A 16,868-nucleotide genomic window follows, 5' to 3' on the forward strand; every position below is an offset into this window, starting at 1 on the left:
CCGCCTGTCAGCTCGCCCGCTCGGTCCTGCGTACCGCGGCGGCCAGGAATCGCAATACGCGCTGCCACGCGTCGTGGCAGGCCTCATGGTGCTCGGCGTAGGTCTCATCGAAGAACCCGTGGGGCGCGTCCGGGTAGGTCACGACCTCGTGCTCGACTCCTGCCACCGTCAGCGCCTCGTCGAACTCGGCCACCGCCTCGGGAGGGATGCCCTGATCAGCGCCGCCGAAGAGGGCGAGTATCGGAGCCTGGAGTTCCGCGGCGTGCTGAGTCGGCCCCGGTCCGTACGGGCCGGCGATGCCGGGCGCTCCATAGAAACCGACGACGGCAGCGAAACCGAAAGCCGGCGCGGAGGCGAAGAACGCGTTGCGGCCACCCATGCAGAACCCGAGGGCGGCGGCTGGGCGACCCAGGTGGGCGGCGGCCGCCATGATGTCCGCTTGGATGTTCTCTCTGGTGAGCCCGGGGAGGTGCGACATGAAGGAGAAGTCCGGTCCCCGGTCGTCATCGGCGGCGGTACGCCCGTAGTAGTCGATAGCGACGGCCGGATGTCCCTGCTCAGCTAGCCGTACGGTGAGCTGTTTGTAGAACTCGTGCAGCCCGCGCCAGTCCGGGAGCACAACGACACCCAGACCCTTCACCTCCTCGGGCTGCGCATGGTAGGCGGTGAACGACGATCCGTCCGCCGAGGTGAGGCGGACGGTCGTGCCGTGAACGGTCGTGATAGGGGGCTGAAAGCGCGGAGGCGCGGCATCGGTGTCGTAACACATGATGCGGCAATCTACCAAAGCTAGATTGATAAAGCTATATTTGGTTTTATGACGGCAAAGGACCTCCGGATCTCCGTCGGGCTACTGGCCCGGCGCATCCGGCAGCTGTACACGATCGCGTCGGACGACGACCTGACCTTCACCGAGCTCGGGGTGCTGGCCAGACTCGAACGCGAGGGTCCACAGAGCTCAGTGCAGCTGGCCGCTCTCGAACGGATCAGCGCGCAGGCCGTCGGCACGTCCCTGAGCGAGCTTCATCGTCGCGGCCTTGTGATCAGGGAAGCCGACCCCGATGACGGCCGACGCGTGATCACTTCACTTTCGGATGCCGGGCGCATCGCTCTGAGCAACCGCGAAGAGGTGATCACTGAGCGTCTCGCCGTAGTCGTGAACAATCTCAGCGCCGAGGAACGGGATCGGCTCGCCGCAGCACTCCCGGTGCTCCGTCTGATCGCCGAGCGTCTGTGACGTCCGCTTGAGTCGGAGAGGACTCGGCGGCCGCTTGAGCACCTCTTCGCAGGCGGTGAAGTAGGCCTTGGGCCCGCGTGGGTGGCGGCGCGGGCCGGCGTGATGGCGAGCATCGTCTTGCCAGTCCCGATCGGGCCGATGAACCTGACGTTGCCGGCGTCGTCCAGGAAGCGCGGCACGCCCGGCTGTCGTCTGTGCAGAGGTGGTGAGGTACGAATCTTCTTTGCGGGCCCTGGGCGGGTTGTCATGGAGAACTGGATGTACAGGTTCACGAACGCCGGTCGTCCTTGAGGTATCCGTACGCCCCCGGCCACCCACCCCCTCGAACTGACAGGCGAGGACGGCCTCGCAGGGATCAGTACGTGTCGGCGGCACGGCGCTCAGCTCACGCAGCCCGAGGCCGGCCTCCTTACCCCTCAATATCAGCGCCACTCGCACCAGCGCGTCCCGCCCGTAACGGCGCTGACCGCCGGCACGCCGAGCGGGTTCGATCAGGCCCATGCTCTCCCAGTGCCGCAGCACATGCGTGGCCAGGCCGAACCGCTCTGCCAGCTCCCCTATGGTCAGTTCCCCACGTGACTTCATGCGTACATCAACCAGCACCGTCGGCCGCATGCTCAAGCAAGCGATCGCGGTCACCCGCGTGGTCAACTCATGTGTGCTGCTCGAACTGGACGGTCACGCCGTGCTCACCGACCCGTGGTTCACCGAACGATGGTTCCTGCGCCGTGGCGAGCCACTCGGGCTGCGGGTCGCGGAGTTGCCGCCACTCGCCGCGATCGTCGTCACCAATCCGGCCACCAACCACTGGACCTGCGCGGGCTGCGCGAGTTCCCCGACAAGGACTCCACGCCGCTGTACGTGCCCACCGCGGGCATGGCCCGCCGGGCGAGAGCGCTGGGCTTCCGGCGCGCGGAACAGGTGCGCTGGGGAGAGACGCGCGAGATCGCGCTCAGGCTGTCCATGCGGGTCGCGCCTGCCGGGCGGACCCTGGCGTGGCCCAACAACGCCTATGCGTTCACCACAACGGTTCCCGGCTGTTCTTCGGCGGAGAGATCGCCAAGGTGACGCTCCTGGAGCGGTATCGCGCCGAGCACCCGCCGGTGGACCTGGCCCTGCTGCCGGTGAACGGCCTGCGGCCGCTGTGCGGACCGCCTCTGGTCATGGGTCCCGACCTAACCTGTTACGCGCCGCTGGTGCTTGTGGGGGTGCGGCTCCCGCGCCGCTCAGCCAGTTGGTAGTCGCATCGCCGGCGCGATCAATCAGTGCTTACACGCGTACGAGGCGAACCGCCTTGCCGCAGAGCTTGCCCATGTCGTCTCCGTCCGAGGTGAGGATGATGACGGGGCGGGTGGAGCGAAGAGCCGTGGCGGCCACGACGGCGTCGATCGCGTATTTGTGGCCGTGCAGACCGCTCTCACGGAGCAGTTCCATCGCGTGGGCAGAGACCTCCTCGGTCACCGGCTCGACACGCAGCCGCGACAGGTGCCAGCGCAACCGATCGTTCGCCACTCGGCCGTCGAAGGCCTCGATAGGCGTCAGGGCACTGACAGCGACGCGGAAGTCGTTGTTCTGTGCCTCTCGGACGATCGCCGTGACTCGCTGATCAGCCGCACACCACTTCGAGAGCCCCTCGGAGTCAAGGATGACCGTCCCCGCACTCAGCTTGCTTCGTGCGCGTGCCATGCACGCTCCTCCTGTAGCTCCGGAGCGGACTTCACGCTACGGAACAGCTGCTCGGCCTCGTCCCGCAGATGCTGCGGGATGGGACCGCTCTCGTTCTCGTTCGCCTGCAGGGCCTCCTCCAACAGGTCCCGCTCGATCTGCCGCTCCACAGCGGCATCCACATAGGCCGAGAAGCCGCGCGCGCCGACACGTTCCTTGATCGCGCGGATGTTGCCGGCCCGCAGAGAGACGCTGACCTTGACCGCAGGCCCTTCCCCTGGCGGGAAGGCTTGTTCAGGCGTATCCATAGAGGCAGTTTACTACTCTGAGTAGCAAAACTACCGGCACTAGAAGCAGGAATCCTCCGAGCAACGCGACGCCGCCCGGAGGCCTCACGATTCCACCACTCCATGCCGAGCCTGCTGAGCCAGGTGGTCGAGTGATCACAGGTGCCAGCCGAGCAGGTTCCAGTGCAGGCAGAACCAGAGGAGGGTGAGCAGTCCCGCCAGCACGACCACCTGGTGGCCGCGGGCCAGGACGCCCGCGCCCCGCCAGGCCCTCACGGTGGTGGCGAGCGCGGCGACGGTGAGGGCGAGGACCAGCAGCGGCAATACCAGGAGGACCTGGACGTTGGCCGGCACGCCGTACAGGATGCTCGTGTCGCCGGTCAGGACCAGCGTGAACAGCACCACGAACACCAGTCCGACCGCGGCGGCGAGCCCGGTCAGGACACGCCCGGCACGCCAGACACGCGGAACGGGACGCTTCTTGGCCCGGCGGACCACAGCGGCCACCGGCAGGCCGAGCACGGCGGTCAGGGCGGTGACGGCGAACAGCAGGACGATGACGACGTCGACCGGCGGGGTGTCCCACCAGGGGACGCGTTGGTAGGCGGGGCCGTCCGTGGCCACGTAGGCGACACCGCTCGCGCCGGTCACCGGCGCCAGCCGCTGCATGCCGCCGTCCTGCTGGTACAGCCCGGGCCGCAGCGGGCTCCACGTCGAGCCCCTGAAGATGAGCTTCCCGCCCTCCACCCGCAGCCGGGTGGAACCGGTCAGGGCGACCACCTTCTCGATGCTGGACTCGGCGGACCGGGTGAGCTTGTAGAAGCCCTCGACGGGCACGACGGAAGCACCGCCGTCGGGCACGGCGCGCCTGCCGGGCAGGAAGCGGTCGAAGAAGGCAGGAACGATCTTGGTCATGGCGTCGGCCCCGTCCAGACTGTTCGTGGAGACGAACAGGCCGAGGTCGGCGTCGGGCACCAGCAGCAACGCGCTCTGGAAGCCCTCCCAGCCGCCGTCGTGCATGATCACGCGATGCCCGTTGAGCGTCTGCTCCTTGAACCCGTGGGCGTACCCGTCGATGCGCGGATCGGCCGCGAACGTCCGCCGGTGCATGAGCCGGGCCGTCGGCTCGTCGAGGATGCGCCGGCCGCCGAAGCGTCCGTCGAGCAGGTGGGCGATCATGAAGTGGGCCATGTCGTTCGCGGTGGCGCTGATCGACCCGTCGGGGGCGAGGTTGTCGAAGACGAACGGCTTACGCCGATACGCCCCGCCCTCGTAGTCGTAGCTGCGCGCCAGATCCGTGGCCAAGGGGGCGGGGACGGGCTCGGCGGCCGTGCTGTGCCGCATCGCGAGCGGGGCGAGGATGTGGTCGCGCACGTACTCGTCATACGGCTGCCCGCTCACCCGCGACACAATGTATCCGGCCAGCGCCGCCCCATAGTTCGAGTACGCCGACACCTCGCCGGGCGGGCGCACCCGCGCGGGCATGTTGTCGGCGAGATAGTCCGCCAAGGGCGGCACGTCGTCCTTGCTCCGCGACCCCACGCCGATCGTGCGGTCCTCGAACCCGGCCGTGTGGTCCATCAGGTCCTGCAGCGTGATCGGCCGGGGGTAGGTCGCGGGGATCCGGAACGCGGTGAGGTAGCGGTTCACGTCCGCCTTCAGGTCCAGCTTGCCCCGCTGCACCTGCTGCATCACCGCGGTCCAGGTGAACAGCTTGGTGATCGAGGCGATCCGGACCATCGAGGTGGCCGGGTCGAAGGGCCTGCGGTTCTCGACGTCGGCCAGTCCGTACCCCTTGCTGAAGAGCGTCTTCCCCCCGCCCACCACCGAGACGACCGCGCCCGGCACGTGGTCGGCCGCCAGCCCGTCCGCCATCGCGGCGTCGAAGAAGTCCGCCAGCGCGCGTCCGTCCGGAAGATGGGTGGCCGCCGCGGCAGGGGGGGCGACGCAGGGCGGCACGAGGATCGTCAGCGCCGCGCACGCCGCGACGAGCATCGAACGGAAGAGATACACGGGACGGCTCCTGACCTTGTCGAGGCCATCCACGATGCGGCCGGCGAGGGTCCGGCCACATCGCCATCGCGGCCACGGGCGTCTCCGACGAAAGTCGGAGACGCCCGGCGTACGGCATCGACGCCGGTATGAGGTGGCGCGCCGCCGCCCTGGCTACGCTGAAGCGATGCTGTCGTACCGCGCGGCGCTGCGGCGGGTGACCGCGCTCGGGCCACACGCGATCGGCGCGGCCTCCGTGGCGCTCTCCCTGTTCCTCACCGTCCTGGCGGTCAAGACGCCGTGGGCGCCGCTGCCACGACCCGTCATCGCCGCCGCCGGGCTGGCGGGCACGGGTGCGGTGTGGTTCCGGGGCCGGTGGCCGGTCGCGGTGGCCGTCGCCGGGGCGGGCGCGTACGTGCTGTCGGGCAATCCGGGCCCGCTGCTGATCAGCCTGTTCTCCGGCGCGGGCACGCGTTTCCTGGCTCTGGCGGCGATCGGCATGGCGGGGTTCCTGGCCCAGCAGTGGGTGGACGGCGGCACGTTGGGCACGGACGCGCTGATCTCGGCGGTGACCGCCACCGGCGTCACGCTGACGGCAGGGGCGTACGTCACCACCCGCCGCGAGCTGACCCGATCGCTGCGCGAGCGCGCCGAACGCGCCGAGACCGAGCAGCGTCTGCGCAACGAGCAGGCGAGGTCCGCTGAGCGCGGCCGGATCGCCCGGGAGATGCACGACGTGCTCGCGCACAAGGTGACGCTCATTTCGCTGCACGCCGGCGGCCTGGAGGTGAACGCGGGCGCGGGGCCGGAGCGCGTCGAGCGGGAGGCGGCGCTGATCAGGGTCAGCGCGCAGGAGGCGCTCGAAGAGCTGCGCAAGATCCTTGGCGTGCTGCGCGCCGGGCCCGACGATGACGACGGCTTCCCCGACCTGCGGCGGCTGGTGGACTCCTGGGTATCGGCCGGCGGGACCGTCACCCTGCACGGCGATATCGGGACGTGGCCACCGGAAACGGCGAGGGCCGCGCATCGCCTCGTCCAGGAGGGGCTGACAAATGCGCACAAGCACGCCCGCGGGGCCCCGGTCACGGTCACGGCCACCGGGAACAGGGAAGACGGCGTCACGATCGCGGTCGCCAACGGACGATCGTCCCAGCCGAGTCTGGAGACCGGCGCCGGGGTCGGTCTGGAGGGCCTGGCGGAGCGTTTCCGGCTGATCGGCGGAACGGTGCGCGGCGGGCCGGACGATGCGGGAGGCTGGTGTCTTGAGGGCCGGCTGCCGTGGCACGCCGCGGACGCGTTCCCAAGGGAATCACATGATCAGGACACTGCTGGTTGACGACGAGTCGCTGATCCGCGCCGGACTGCGGTTCATCATCGAGTCGGCGCCCGACGTGGAGGTCGTGGGCGAGGCCGAGGACGGCAACCAGGCCGTCGACGCGGTCCGCCGCCTGGGGCCCGACGTCGTCCTGATGGACGTCAGGATGCCGCGGTACGACGGCCTGGCCGCCACGGGGGCCATCCGCCGGCTCGCCCGGCCACCCGCGGTGATCATCTTGACCACGTTCGACAGCGACGAGCACGTCTTCACCGCCCTGGAGGCGGGAGCCTGCGGGTTCCTGCTCAAGGACACCTCGCCGCACGACCTGATCCGGGCGATCCGTCTCGCGCACGGCGGCGACTCGATGCTGTCCCCGCGGGTCACTCGGCGGCTGATCCACCGGCTCACCACCGACCAGCCCATCCGGCGCCGCCGTGACGCGCTCGCCCGGCTGGAGACCCTGACCGGCCGCGAGCGCGAGGTGCTCACCGAGGTCGGGCTCGGCCACTCCAACACCGAGATCGCAGCCCGCCTCAACATGAGCGAGGCCACGGTCAAGAGCCACATCTCCCACCTGTTCGACAAGCTCGCCGTCACCAACCGCGTACAGGTGGCCATCGCCGCCTACCGCGCCGGCCTGGTCGAATGACCCGGCCCAGCCCCCGTAGTTCCTGCGGAAGCGCCGCGTGCGATGGCGTACTCGGTGAACCGGCCGCAGGTATCGAATCCGAGGCGGCGGTAGACGGGCTCACCGTCCGGAGAAGCCTGCAGGACCGCGGTGCGACAGCCCTCGTCGTACGCGACGTGCAAGGTGGCCAGGGTGACGGCGCCGCCGTAGCCGTGCCGGCGGTCCGTCGCGAGGGTCGCGATGTTGTAGATCCCGGCGATTCCCCCGTGGAGGAAGACCTCGGCCGAGCAGACCGGGCGGCCGCTCACGTAGCCGACCAGATACCGGGCGGGGCAGCCGGGCGCGAGGGCCCACTCGGCGGCGTCGGTGAAGAACCGGCGCACCGTCGCGGCCGGCGGGTCCCAGTTCGCGGCCAGGACCATCGCGTAGTCGGCGAGCCGCTCCGGAGTCGTCACCAGGCGGATGTCCAGGCCATCGGCGTGCGGCTGCGGCAGGGCGGAATGCAGGTCCTTCCACATGCCCGTCTCGGCCTCGGCCGCCCGCAGACCGGCGCCCCTCAGGAGCGAGGCGAGGTTCGGTGGTGTGGAGGCGGGCCCGACCCACCAGGAGAAGGGGCGACCGGTTGCGGCCAGCGCACGGACGGTCTCCTCCACCCGCGCGGGGGCGGTGTCCACGGTGAAACGCGCCGCCGCGACGATGTTGAAAGTGTCGTCGTCGAGCCCGCTGTCGGCGATCAGGAGGTCGTCCGTCTCCGTGACAGTCGAGCGATCCATGCGACGGTGCAGGTGGCAGGCATGCTCGGCAAGGTTCTGCTCCATCCTGACCAGCAGATCAGGATCGCCGGGAACCCGTGGTTTCGCCTCATTCACGTAAATCATCACATCATGCCTTGTTTGCGGCTCGGGCGCTGTTTTCACGCCGCGATCGGGTGACGAATGTCCGGGCCGCCCGTCCACACCGACGGACGATGCTGTTCGGCATTCGCCCGCGAGCGTGGATCTGCCCCGAAAGGGCGGCTGATGAGCCACGCTGGACGTGTGAAGGACGACGGGCTCTACACGATCGGCCAGGTGGCGCGGCTCGCCGGGGTGCCGGTGCCGACGGTCCGGTACTACTCCGACGAAGGGCTGGTACCTCCAGCCGGTCGGTCGGCCGGCGGCTACCGGCTCTACGATCACGACGCCCTGGACCGGCTGGAACTCGTCCGTACGCTGCGAGATCTCGGCGTCGAGATCGCGACGATCACACGGGTGCTCGCCGACACGCAGACTCTGGCCGAGATCGCCGCCGGGCAGATCGCGGCCATGGAGGACCAGATCCAGACCTTGCGGGTACGCCAGGCGGTGTTGCGCTACGTCACCACCCGCCGTACCGGCACGGCCGGAATCGCCCGCGTGAACCGGCTCGCCCGGCTACCGGCGGAGCGGCGCCGGCAGCTGGTGGCCGATCTCGTGGCCGAAGCGACGCGCGGGCTCGACATGGAGCCCGCGTTCGCCGCGCACCTGCGCTCGATGCTGCCCGACCTGCCGGACGACCCATCGGCCGAGCAGCTCGACGCGTGGCTGGAGCTGGCGCACCTGGTCGGCGACCCCCACTTCCGGGAGAGCGCACGCGAGGCGTTCGAGCGACACGCGACGGACCGCTCCTCCGGCGCCGAGCACGGCGACCACGAGAGCTGGGCGCGGGCCGAGCAGGCCGCGCTGGACCTCGTCGGCCGCGCCCTGAAGGACGGGATTGCGCCGGTCTCCGCCCTGGCCCGGCCCATCGTGAACGAGCTGGTCGCCGTCTTCGCCCAGGCCCACGGGCGGTCCGACGACGCCGGGTTCCGGCTCTGGCTCGCCGAGCGGATCCGCATCGGGGCCGACCCTCGGGTCTCCCGATACTGGCAACTGCTGGCCATGATCAACGGCACGCCCCCGAAACCCGATCCGGTCCCTGCGGCCCGCTGGTTCCTCGCCGCACTCGACCCCGCGTACCCGGCCTCTAGGGAACGGGATGATGCCGGAGCGCCTGGGTGAACCAGTCGAACGCCGGCGCCAGGCTCGGCGGCGCCGGCCAGCCGTTGATCGTGTACAGCAGGGCGAAGTACCGCTCCGTACGGGGATCATCGGCGATCTCCAGCCGAGTCAGCAGCTTCCGGCGGTACTCGGCACTGTCGGGATGACCGAATGTCGCGGTGTATCCGGCGATCAACTCCACCAGCACCGTTCGCGCCTCCTGCGAACCCGGCTCGACCCCGTCCGCCTGCGCCTGCCGCACCCGTTCCCGGACCAGCTCGGTCACCTCGTGATGCAGACCGGTCTGATCCCCGGCCGCCCTCTCGGCCGCCTGATGCTCGGCCATCCTGCGGACCCTGGCCTTGAAGTCGGCGTCGCGGACCAGCTCGGACAGCTCCGCCCAGGCGCCCAGCTGCTCAGGGCTGGGATCGGCGGGCATCTCGGGCACCACCGTACGCAGCATGGCGACGAAGTCCGGGTTGGCGTCCAGATCACCGAAAGTCTCGTCGATGAAGTCGTCGATGAGGCGCTTGCCATCCTCAGCGGACGGCGTCACGTATCGCGGCATGGAATGCGCTCTCCCGAAGTCGGATCGGATGGGTCGCGGACGGCGGAAACGAACAACGCGCCGCCCACGGCATCGATCCTGGAGTCTCCGGTTACTTGAGACTCAAGTGCCGGTCCGAACAAAGGCTCAGCCCACGTCGTGAGCGGCGAGGAAGCCGTCGACGGCGGCGAGGAACTCCGTCGGTTCGCCGGCATGTACGTTGTGGCCGGCCGCGGCGGTGGTTCCGGGGCGAGCGGTCGTTCCGAGGTCGGGCCGAGACCGGCCTCCGGGATCAGGTCGCGAGGGCGGTGCGGCGGCCGCGGCGGGCCACCTCGCGCTCCAGGTACCACTCCACGGCCAGCAGCGGGATCGTCCAGCCGAGCCAGCCGGACAGGCCTGCGATCGTCCACGCCATCAGATCGGGGTCGCCGCGGAAGACGGTGTCCTGCAGCGGGGACAGGGCGATGATAAGGATCACGGTCCACACCCTGTTGGTGATGATGGAGTAGGTCAGCACGGCGCTGCGCAGCATCCAGCGCCGGTGGTCGGCGTACCGGCGGGCGCGGGCGGCGCGCCAGCCCGCCAGGGTGAAGGCGAGCCACAGCAGGGCGAGGAGCACGTCGCTGACCGCGAGGAACAGCCCGAACGGGGAACGCGCCCCGATGACCAGACCGGTCAGCCCGGCGGGCAACACCCCGGCGAACACGTAGACCCGCCCGGCGCGCCGGTGCCACGCCCGGTGCCGCCGCCGGAACCACGGCCACACCTGGAAGAACGCGGTGACCATGGCGACCGAGGCGAACAGCACGTGCGCGACGAGCAGCGGGTAGTGCAGGCCGAACCCCTGTGGCTGCGGCACCCGGGACAGCGACGGGTCCCCGGTCAGGTACGGCGGCAGCGAGAACGCGAGGAACCCGGCCGTGACCAGGCCGAGCGGCGCCGTCCAGCGGCGCCGCCACCACGGACGCCGGTGGGCCGATACCGGCGGAGGACTGTCGATCGTCGTGTGCATGACGGCTCCAAGAGGACGGTCGAAGATGCGTATCCCATACGCTTAATGCGTATCATATACGCAACGCGTAGGCCGTACGCAAAGTGCTAAGCTCACTGGAATGCCGGACGACATCGGGAACGAGCTGCCGCACGCGCTGAACGTGCTGTGGGGGCGGGCCAAACCGAAGGGGCGGGGACGCACGCCCGCGCTCAGCTTGGACCGGATCGTGGCGGCGGCCATCACCCTCGCCGACGAGGAGGGCCTGGCCGCGCTGTCCATGGCCCGGCTCGCCGAACGGCTCGGCTGCGCGCCCATGTCGCTGTACCGGCACGTGACCGGCAAGGACGACCTGCAGCTGTTCATGCTGGCCGCCGCGCCCGGCACGCCGCCGGAGTTCGGCACGGCGCCGGCCGACTGGCGCGGCTCACTCACCCGGTGGGCCGTCGAGCTGTTCGGCGTCTACCTGCGGCATCCGTGGATTGCCCAGCTGGCGAACTCCCCGCCGATGGACCCCGGCCAGCTCGCCTGGCTCGACGCCGCGCTGCGCTCCCTCGGCGGCACGCCGCTGGACCCGCGGGCCCGGTTCTCGGTGGTCATGCTGGTGCTGCACTACGTGCGCGGCGCCGCCCAACTTCTGACGTCCATCCCCGCCGAACCAGAGGAAGGGGCCGACAGGGCGTACGCCGCCCTGCTCACCGAGCTCGCCGACCCCGGCCGGTTCCCGGCGCTGGCCCGCGCCGTCGAGGCCGGGGTGTTCGACCCCCAAGCGGGGGCCGCTCCGGACGACGACTTCCGCGCCGGCCTCGACCACCTGCTCGACGGGGTGGGAGTGGCGATCGAACGGGCCGCCGGGGACTGAGCCGGGTCAGCGGGCCGGCGCTGCGCCAGGAGGCGCGGACCTTCGGCCCGCACAGCCGAGGCGGCCGGACCCTGCGCCTCGAAGCGGAGTGCGAGCGCCTCGTCGGTTTCGGTGCCGCGCATGCTCCGCGACGACCGGCGCCTCCTGCCGACGCGGGCTAGATCGTGTCGGCCGATCCGGAGAGAAACGAGTTCTGCTTGGACGGAGCGACGGGGAACCTCACCCCGGTGAGGTCTTCGGAGACGGCCCACAGCCGCTGCTGGACGGCCACCTCGTACGACTTCGAACTGGAGGTGACCAGCCGGGGGTGGCCCATGACTTCGAAGCGTCCGCCGGGGCCGTAGTACTGGCCGCCGAGCACGGCGGGGTCGGTGGCGGCGCGCAGGGTCGGCAACGCGCCCATCGCCGGCGTCTGGGTGATCAGCGGCGCGAGCCAGGTGAGCGGAAGCCGGAGGGCCGCGGGGGTGTTGCGGGCGAGCTCGGTGCTGGACACGCCGGGGTGCGCGGCCACCGCGACGGTGGTGCCGTGCGTGGCGAGCCGGCGCTGCAGCTCGTACGTGAACATCAGGTTGGCCAGCTTGGACTGACCGTAGGCGGCGACCCGGCTGTACGACCGCTCCCACTGCAGGTCGTCGAAGTGGATCGCGGCCCGGATGCGGTGGCCGGTGCTGCTGACCGTCACCACGCGTGAGCCGGGCACCGGCAGCATCAGGTCCAGCAGCAGCCCGGTGAGCGCGAAGTGGCCGAGGTGGTTGGTGCCGAACTGCATCTCGAAGCCGTCCCGGGTGGTCTGCTTCGGGGTGTACATCACGCCGGCGTTGTTGATCAGCAGGTCGATCCGGTCGAGCCGGGACCGCAGCGCCGCCGCCGCGGTCCGGACGGAGTCGAGCGAGGTCAGATCCAGCGCCTGTACGGTCACGTCGCCGGTCATACCGGCCGCGGCCTGCTCGCCCTTCTCGACGTTACGCACGGCGAGGACCACGGACGCTCCTCGCTCGGCGAGCGCCTTGGCGGTCTCGTACCCCAGTCCGGTGTTGGCCCCGGTCACCACGGCCACCCGCCCGCGTTGGTCCGGAATATTCGCCGTCGTCCACTTCTCGCCCATGCCAGGCTCCCAACTAACGTACCGAAGGTATCTTCCTTCCGCAACGCTAAAGTACCTTCGGTACTTTGTCAACGTACCGAAGGTACTTAAATTAAGCTGGCGACCGTGGCTTTCCAGCGGGCGCGAACCGAAGAGCAGCGGGAGATCCGTCGGCGGGCGATCCTCGACATGGCGTCGGCGATGCTCCACGAGATGCCCGTGGCCGCGGTCACCCTGAACGAGCTCAGCCGCAGGGTAGGCCTGGCGAAGCCGAACGTGCTGCGCTACTTCGAGTCTCGTGAGGCGGTGCTGCTGGAACTGCTGGACCGCTTCCTGCAGGAGTGGCTGACGGAACTGGCGGGCGAGCTGGCCGCCGGCATCGACGAAGATCTACCCATGGCCGAGCGAGCGGCAGCGGTGGCAGAGATCCTCAGCCGCTCGCTCTCCAGTCGAACGGTGCTGTGCGACCTCTTCGGCGCACAGGGCAGCGTCCTGGAACACAACGTCTCCGTCGAGGTCGTAGCACGCTACAAGCGCGCCTCCCTGGACCGCCTGACAACCATGACCGCCCTGATCCAGAACTACCTGCCGGAGCTGGGCGAGAACGCAACACTGTTCAGCCTGCAAACCATGGTCATGGCCGGCGCGTTGTCGGCGTACAGTACACCCCCACCCAACCTGCAGGAGGCCTACCAGGCCGAGCCCGACCTCGCCCGCTTCCACTTGGAGCTGGAAGACTCCTTGAAGCTGGCCCTGACCGCAACCCTCCTGGGCGTGCTACCCCGCCGCTGACCTGCCTTGCACTGGGCAGGACCTGGAGCCTCGATCCTCGGCCGGGACCAGGCCCGTCGGGCAGGCGGCCCACCCGGATTGGTCACCTAGCTCGACGTTGGTGCCGCCGATGCCGCACTAGGTGTTAGCACTCCACTTCAGGCAACAAATCTCAAGGCTCGTGTCCGCCCTGTCAGGACCATCGACCAAGGGGAACACTGCTCTCCGTACTGGTGGGCGGGACAGCGTTCAGAGCCGCTCCGGCAGGAGCATGAACGCTCCGGTGTGCCGTGGGCGGACAACAGTGAAGTGGCGGCGATCGAGAGTGGCCACCTCTGTGATATCGAGTCGTTCAGCGACGGCGACGACGGAGGCATCCACCGCGCCGAGGGGAAGGCTGGCGTACGTCTCAACCAGAGTGCTCATTCGTTGAAGATCACGGTCCGCGAGCTCCACCAAGGTAAGGCCAGACCCGAAGGACCGCAGGAAGGCCGCCTCCGCCTTGCTCCCCTGTCGCTTCTCGACGAGTTGACACACCTCGGTGACCACGGTCGCGGGGACGAGCAGTGGCTCTGGATGGGTCTGCAGAAGGCGGGCACAGGCCTCGTGGTAGCGATCGCGGATGTTCAGGGCGGCGATCAACGGACCCGAGTCAATGACGATCACAAAGAGTGATTGTCCTCCGCACGCAGGATCTCCTCCGAGCGTTCCGCGAAATCCGGCTCGGCTTCAAGCAGGCCGATGAACGGCAGGTCACGTACCACAGGCGCTTCTTCGAGCTGATCCCGGACAAGCCGGAGCAGAGGAGCCACCTTCTCCTCCGGCAGCCGATCCACCAGGTGGTGGAGTTCCTCGCGCATCACGCTCATGCATCGAGTGTAATCAGTCGGGCTGCTACGGACAGTCCCGTAGCGTCTTCACTTCCGCGAACCTCGCCGCTGCCGAAGCTGTCGGCCCAGGGCCTACAGGCGGGGAGCCTGGCGTCTCCGGGCCGACGAGACCCACCCTCAGGCTTCGCCGGTGGTGAGGCCGACGGGGCAGCTCACACCGATGCCGCCGATGCCGCAGTAGCCGTTTGGCACCTTGAAAAGGTATTGCTGGCGGTAGCACTTCGCCTCGGGCAATAACTCGCAGCTAGCGCGGGTTGGACCGGAAGTCAGCCCAGAGGTCGACCGCCTGCTGCAAGTCGAGAGCGGCGACGTCCTCGCGAGACATACCAACCGTGTAGATCAAGCGATCCGCGAGCCAATCCGGCACCGGCTCCCTGGAAGGCGGTTGCTCGACGCGGATGTGATCGGCCAGTGCGCCCAGGCGTTCGATGACTCGGCCAAGCCGCATCACCTCGGGACGCTCCTCACCAGCAGCACGAACCCTGGCCGTCGCCTCGGCGTAGACCTCACCATCGGCTCTTTCGCCGACAGCCCATACTTCGCAGATCTCGATCGACTTTTCGTCTGTGATCCGATAGACAACCCGCCAGGTGTTACGCCCGACCACGAGCTTGCGGAAGCCGGTCAGCTCACCGCCCAGTGGATAGCCCGCCTCAGGATTGTCGAGCAGGAGAAGGATCTTCTTGAGCACCTTGGGCGCGGCGTCCGGACCGATTCGCCGCAGGTCATCGACCGCCGGGGCCGTGAAGACGACGTCAGACACGGGCTACTCGTCGTCCGGCAGCGCAGCCAGGGACTCCCGCGTGTGCCCGAAAGCAGAGAGCACGTCGTCGAGCGGGACACGCTCTCCAGAGTCGGTTACCGAGCGCGCGAGCACGAGCGCCAAGTCCCGGAGATCGGCGGCGGCCTCCTCCAACTCTTCCAGGCGCCGGATGCTGACAACCGCCGCCACCGGCTGATGCCGACGGGTCACCACCAGATCGGTCCCACGCTCAGCGTCAGCGACGAGACGCGCCACCCCACGCTGGGCCGCTTCTGTGACACTCAACTCGGCAGCTTCATGCAGCATGGCCATGCGACTACTGTACAGCAATCTGTATAGGACAGCAGGAGGCGCCTCAGTCGTTCGACGATGATGACGGGCGCTGTCAGCGTGTCCCATCTCTCGTTGCCCCTCGTCCACCTTCCCAAGGGGCAACGACTCACGATCCTGCCAGGCAACTGATCAGGCTTCGCCGGCGGTCAGGCCGACGGGGCAGCTCGACCTTGGTGCCACCGATGCCGCAGTAGCCGTTTGGCACCTTAAAACGGTATTGCTGGTGGTAGCGGTTCACTCCAGGCAATAAGTCGCGCTACGACCCCGCGACATTGCTCCCGCCCTCGGCGCTGGGAATGGCTGTGTCACATTCGCCAGCAGGTCAGCCGGCCTCAGACATCGGTGTCCTTGGGATGACGGGGCGAGGCATAGACGATCCATACCGTGTGAGCGGCGTCATCGATCACGTAGCGCACGCGCCCGCCGCTGGTAACCTCGAACTCCCATTGCTCGATGTCCTGTCCGTTGTGGCAATGAGTCGCGAGGTCGCCACGCAGGCGATGCTGACGCTCATGGTCGGTGCGTGAGCGTGGATCTGCGCGCAGCGTCTCCAAGCATCGGCGTGTGTTGGCCAGGGCATGACGGCATAGTTCCTCCCAGCCCTTCACCGCATCGCTCGTACCGAACCGTGCGTCCCATTCGCTGTCAGGAGGCGGGACTGTGACCCGGTCTCCGCGCTTCGGACTCATACCGAAACCTCAACCGGCCCGAAGTCTCCGCTCGTCGCCTCACGCGCCTGCGCATAGTGCGCGGGGTCGGCCTTGATCCGGGCGGTGGCCCGCCAGCCTGCGATGACTTCCTGAGTAGCGGCGTCGACATCCAGCTCGGCCGCGTCAGAGAGCGCCTCAACCAGTTCAAGAGTGAAGGACCGCACCTCATCAGAGGAGAGGTGACGAACCCAGGGAAAGACCTCAGGCATGGCGATGACCAGGGCGCGGGCGGTCGGATCATGCCTCAGCAGCGCGAGGAACAGACGGGAAGCAGTGGCCAGCGTCTGCTCGCGTCGTTCCTCACGGTCAGCCGCGGTCAGGTAGAAGTCCTGGGCATCCCGGTGAGTCACACGTACGCGACCGAGTCGCGCGGCGCGTTCGGCGACAGCCCGGGGATTCCTCGACAGGTCCGAGAAGGTGACGGCGTCGGCATTGCTGATGCTCACGCCGTCAGTCTAATTCAGAACACATTCTGATAGCGCTCCAACCTCGCCCACCTGGCGCGCCGCGCTGTGGGACGGCCGCGCCCCACCCAGGCCCGCACTTCGAGACCGCCGATCGCGTCGAGCCTGACCCCGGCCCACACCGCACCAGCCCGGGCGGCGAAGGGCCAGGATCAGTCAGTTACCCGCAGGTCAGGCTTCGCCGGCGGTCAGGCCGACGGGGCAGCTCACGCCGGCGCCGTTTCCTGATCAAGCTACCGAAGTCCGGAACCGTCGTTCCGCCGTCCGCTGGATCGCCGGCTGGGCCAACGGCGGGACACGCTAAGGCGTCGGTACTGATGGCGGCCTCC

General features: G+C 69.0%; 21 protein-coding genes and 1 pseudogene. 7 read left to right on the forward strand and 15 right to left on the reverse strand.

Going from position 1 to position 16,868, the window contains the following annotated elements; genetic code table 11:
* Positions 1-7: 7 nt before the first annotated feature.
* A complete protein-coding gene (locus tag HHX33_RS00585) occupies positions 8-769 on the reverse strand; it encodes a dienelactone hydrolase family protein (RefSeq protein WP_182872847.1) in 762 nt (253 codons plus the stop codon).
* A 48-nt stretch (positions 770-817) separates the two neighbouring features.
* Here HHX33_RS00585 and HHX33_RS35420 point away from each other — a divergent pair, with 48 nt between their 5' ends.
* On the forward strand, positions 818-1,237 hold the full coding sequence (locus HHX33_RS35420) for a MarR family winged helix-turn-helix transcriptional regulator (RefSeq protein WP_182872848.1): 420 nt from the start codon (positions 818-820) through the stop codon (positions 1,235-1,237).
* Positions 1,238-1,630: 393 nt separating this feature from the next.
* Here HHX33_RS35420 and HHX33_RS35425 read toward each other — a convergent pair.
* A pseudogene (locus tag HHX33_RS35425) lies at positions 1,631-1,852 on the reverse strand (MerR family transcriptional regulator); the annotation flags it as partial.
* 380 nt (positions 1,853-2,232) lie between these two features.
* Here HHX33_RS35425 and HHX33_RS00600 point away from each other — a divergent pair.
* Positions 2,233-2,478 carry a hypothetical protein gene (locus HHX33_RS00600; protein ID WP_182872849.1) on the forward strand — a complete coding sequence of 82 codons (246 nt, stop codon included), beginning with the start codon at positions 2,233-2,235 and terminating at the stop codon, positions 2,476-2,478.
* A gap of 28 nt (positions 2,479-2,506) precedes the next feature.
* Here the strand turns inward: HHX33_RS00600 and HHX33_RS00605 are convergent, their stop codons facing one another.
* The 3 genes from HHX33_RS00605 to HHX33_RS00615 all read right to left on the reverse strand — a co-directional run bounded on the left by HHX33_RS00605 (position 2,507) and on the right by HHX33_RS00615 (position 5,202).
* Positions 2,507-2,923 (reverse strand): PIN domain-containing protein, encoded by a 417-nt coding sequence (locus tag HHX33_RS00605; protein ID WP_182872850.1) that lies wholly within the window; start codon positions 2,921-2,923, stop codon positions 2,507-2,509.
* Positions 2,899-3,210 (reverse strand): hypothetical protein, encoded by a 312-nt coding sequence (locus HHX33_RS00610; RefSeq protein WP_182872851.1) that lies wholly within the window; start codon positions 3,208-3,210, stop codon positions 2,899-2,901. The genes HHX33_RS00605 and HHX33_RS00610 overlap by 25 nt, the downstream gene beginning before the upstream one ends.
* 135 nt (positions 3,211-3,345) lie before the next feature.
* The gene (locus tag HHX33_RS00615) at positions 3,346-5,202 is read right to left on the reverse strand and encodes a serine hydrolase domain-containing protein (RefSeq protein WP_182872852.1); all 1,857 of its coding nucleotides are present in this window, start codon (positions 5,200-5,202) and stop codon (positions 3,346-3,348) included.
* A 166-nt stretch (positions 5,203-5,368) separates the two neighbouring features.
* On the opposite strand from HHX33_RS00615, the gene HHX33_RS00620 reads away from it, so the two are divergent.
* Together HHX33_RS00620 and HHX33_RS00625 are read left to right on the forward strand one after the other, a co-directional pair.
* The gene (locus HHX33_RS00620; protein ID WP_182872853.1) at positions 5,369-6,517 is read left to right on the forward strand and encodes a sensor histidine kinase; all 1,149 of its coding nucleotides are present in this window, start codon (positions 5,369-5,371) and stop codon (positions 6,515-6,517) included.
* Entirely contained in the window at positions 6,495-7,148 is a 654-nt protein-coding gene (locus HHX33_RS00625; RefSeq protein WP_182872854.1) for a response regulator transcription factor, read from the forward strand. Before HHX33_RS00620 ends, HHX33_RS00625 begins: the two co-directional genes overlap by 23 nt.
* Here HHX33_RS00625 and HHX33_RS00630 read toward each other — a convergent pair.
* Complete coding sequence (locus HHX33_RS00630; protein WP_182872855.1) at positions 7,124-7,945, reverse strand: GNAT family N-acetyltransferase; 822 nt, start codon at positions 7,943-7,945, stop codon at positions 7,124-7,126. The two genes, HHX33_RS00625 and HHX33_RS00630, sit on opposite strands and share 25 nt — an antisense overlap.
* Before the next feature lie 219 nt (positions 7,946-8,164).
* On the opposite strand from HHX33_RS00630, the gene HHX33_RS00635 reads away from it, so the two are divergent.
* Positions 8,165-9,145: a MerR family transcriptional regulator gene (locus HHX33_RS00635; RefSeq protein ID WP_182872856.1), complete on the forward strand. Its 981-nt coding sequence runs from the start codon at positions 8,165-8,167 to the stop codon at positions 9,143-9,145.
* On the opposite strand, the gene HHX33_RS00640 is transcribed toward HHX33_RS00635, so the two are convergent.
* Together HHX33_RS00640 and HHX33_RS00645 are read right to left on the reverse strand one after the other, a co-directional pair.
* On the reverse strand, positions 9,111-9,692 hold the full coding sequence (locus tag HHX33_RS00640) for a hypothetical protein (protein WP_182872857.1): 582 nt from the start codon (positions 9,690-9,692) through the stop codon (positions 9,111-9,113). The genes HHX33_RS00635 and HHX33_RS00640 overlap by 35 nt on opposite strands.
* A 271-nt stretch (positions 9,693-9,963) precedes the next feature.
* The gene (locus HHX33_RS00645; RefSeq protein ID WP_182872858.1) at positions 9,964-10,683 is read right to left on the reverse strand and encodes a DUF2306 domain-containing protein; all 720 of its coding nucleotides are present in this window, start codon (positions 10,681-10,683) and stop codon (positions 9,964-9,966) included.
* A 100-nt stretch (positions 10,684-10,783) separates the two neighbouring features.
* Here HHX33_RS00645 and HHX33_RS00650 point away from each other — a divergent pair, with 100 nt between their 5' ends.
* Entirely contained in the window at positions 10,784-11,524 is a 741-nt protein-coding gene (locus HHX33_RS00650; protein ID WP_182872859.1) for a TetR/AcrR family transcriptional regulator, read from the forward strand.
* Between the two features lie 157 nt (positions 11,525-11,681).
* Here HHX33_RS00650 and HHX33_RS00655 read toward each other — a convergent pair whose 3' ends face one another.
* Positions 11,682-12,629 carry an SDR family NAD(P)-dependent oxidoreductase gene (locus HHX33_RS00655; RefSeq protein ID WP_182872860.1) on the reverse strand — a complete coding sequence of 316 codons (948 nt, stop codon included), beginning with the start codon at positions 12,627-12,629 and terminating at the stop codon, positions 11,682-11,684.
* Positions 12,630-12,734: 105 nt separating this feature from the next.
* On the opposite strand from HHX33_RS00655, the gene HHX33_RS00660 reads away from it, so the two are divergent.
* Positions 12,735-13,400, forward strand: coding sequence for a TetR/AcrR family transcriptional regulator (locus tag HHX33_RS00660; RefSeq protein ID WP_182872861.1), 666 nt, complete (start codon positions 12,735-12,737; stop codon positions 13,398-13,400).
* A 228-nt stretch (positions 13,401-13,628) separates the two neighbouring features.
* On the opposite strand, the gene HHX33_RS00665 is transcribed toward HHX33_RS00660, so the two are convergent.
* The 6 genes from HHX33_RS00665 to HHX33_RS00690 form a co-directional block, all read right to left on the reverse strand.
* Positions 13,629-14,045, reverse strand: a complete 417-nt coding sequence (locus HHX33_RS00665) for a type II toxin-antitoxin system VapC family toxin (RefSeq protein ID WP_182872862.1) — start codon at positions 14,043-14,045, stop codon at positions 13,629-13,631.
* Positions 14,042-14,248 (reverse strand): hypothetical protein, encoded by a 207-nt coding sequence (locus tag HHX33_RS00670; RefSeq protein ID WP_030506893.1) that lies wholly within the window; start codon positions 14,246-14,248, stop codon positions 14,042-14,044. The genes HHX33_RS00665 and HHX33_RS00670 overlap by 4 nt, the downstream gene beginning before the upstream one ends.
* 265 nt (positions 14,249-14,513) lie before the next feature.
* A complete protein-coding gene (locus HHX33_RS00675) occupies positions 14,514-15,032 on the reverse strand; it encodes a type II toxin-antitoxin system RelE family toxin (protein ID WP_182872863.1) in 519 nt (172 codons plus the stop codon).
* Positions 15,033-15,035: 3 nt separating this feature from the next.
* On the reverse strand, positions 15,036-15,344 hold the full coding sequence (locus HHX33_RS00680; protein WP_182872864.1) for a type II toxin-antitoxin system prevent-host-death family antitoxin: 309 nt from the start codon (positions 15,342-15,344) through the stop codon (positions 15,036-15,038).
* Positions 15,345-15,697: 353 nt separating this feature from the next.
* Positions 15,698-15,919, reverse strand: a complete 222-nt coding sequence (locus HHX33_RS35435; protein WP_259402012.1) for a hypothetical protein — start codon at positions 15,917-15,919, stop codon at positions 15,698-15,700.
* A gap of 131 nt (positions 15,920-16,050) precedes the next feature.
* Positions 16,051-16,521 (reverse strand): hypothetical protein, encoded by a 471-nt coding sequence (locus HHX33_RS00690; protein WP_182872866.1) that lies wholly within the window; start codon positions 16,519-16,521, stop codon positions 16,051-16,053.
* Positions 16,522-16,868 lie beyond the last annotated feature (347 nt).

Origin of the sequence: Microbispora sp. H10670 (assembly GCF_014161385.1) — a bacterium.
Lineage (GTDB): Bacteria > Actinomycetota > Actinomycetes > Streptosporangiales > Streptosporangiaceae > Microbispora > Microbispora triticiradicis.

Coding starts and splice junctions, on each gene's coding strand:
- HHX33_RS00655 (WP_182872860.1), bottom strand. CDS start 12,629: ATGGGCGAGAAGTGGACGACGGCGAATATTCCGGACCAACGCGGGCGG.
- HHX33_RS00645 (WP_182872858.1), bottom strand. CDS start 10,683: ATGCACACGACGATCGACAGTCCTCCGCCGGTATCGGCCCACCGGCGT.
- HHX33_RS00640 (WP_182872857.1), bottom strand. CDS start 9,692: ATGCCGCGATACGTGACGCCGTCCGCTGAGGATGGCAAGCGCCTCATC.
- HHX33_RS00650 (WP_182872859.1), top strand. CDS start 10,784: ATGCCGGACGACATCGGGAACGAGCTGCCGCACGCGCTGAACGTGCTG.
- HHX33_RS00680 (WP_182872864.1), bottom strand. CDS start 15,344: ATGGCCATGCTGCATGAAGCTGCCGAGTTGAGTGTCACAGAAGCGGCC.
- HHX33_RS00630 (WP_182872855.1), bottom strand. CDS start 7,945: ATGGAGCAGAACCTTGCCGAGCATGCCTGCCACCTGCACCGTCGCATG.
- HHX33_RS00585 (WP_182872847.1), bottom strand. CDS start 769: ATGTGTTACGACACCGATGCCGCGCCTCCGCGCTTTCAGCCCCCTATC.
- HHX33_RS00620 (WP_182872853.1), top strand. CDS start 5,369: ATGCTGTCGTACCGCGCGGCGCTGCGGCGGGTGACCGCGCTCGGGCCA.
- HHX33_RS00625 (WP_182872854.1), top strand. CDS start 6,495: ATGATCAGGACACTGCTGGTTGACGACGAGTCGCTGATCCGCGCCGGA.
- HHX33_RS00605 (WP_182872850.1), bottom strand. CDS start 2,923: ATGGCACGCGCACGAAGCAAGCTGAGTGCGGGGACGGTCATCCTTGAC.
- HHX33_RS00610 (WP_182872851.1), bottom strand. CDS start 3,210: ATGGATACGCCTGAACAAGCCTTCCCGCCAGGGGAAGGGCCTGCGGTC.
- HHX33_RS00670 (WP_030506893.1), bottom strand. CDS start 14,248: ATGAGCGTGATGCGCGAGGAACTCCACCACCTGGTGGATCGGCTGCCG.
- HHX33_RS35420 (WP_182872848.1), top strand. CDS start 818: ATGACGGCAAAGGACCTCCGGATCTCCGTCGGGCTACTGGCCCGGCGC.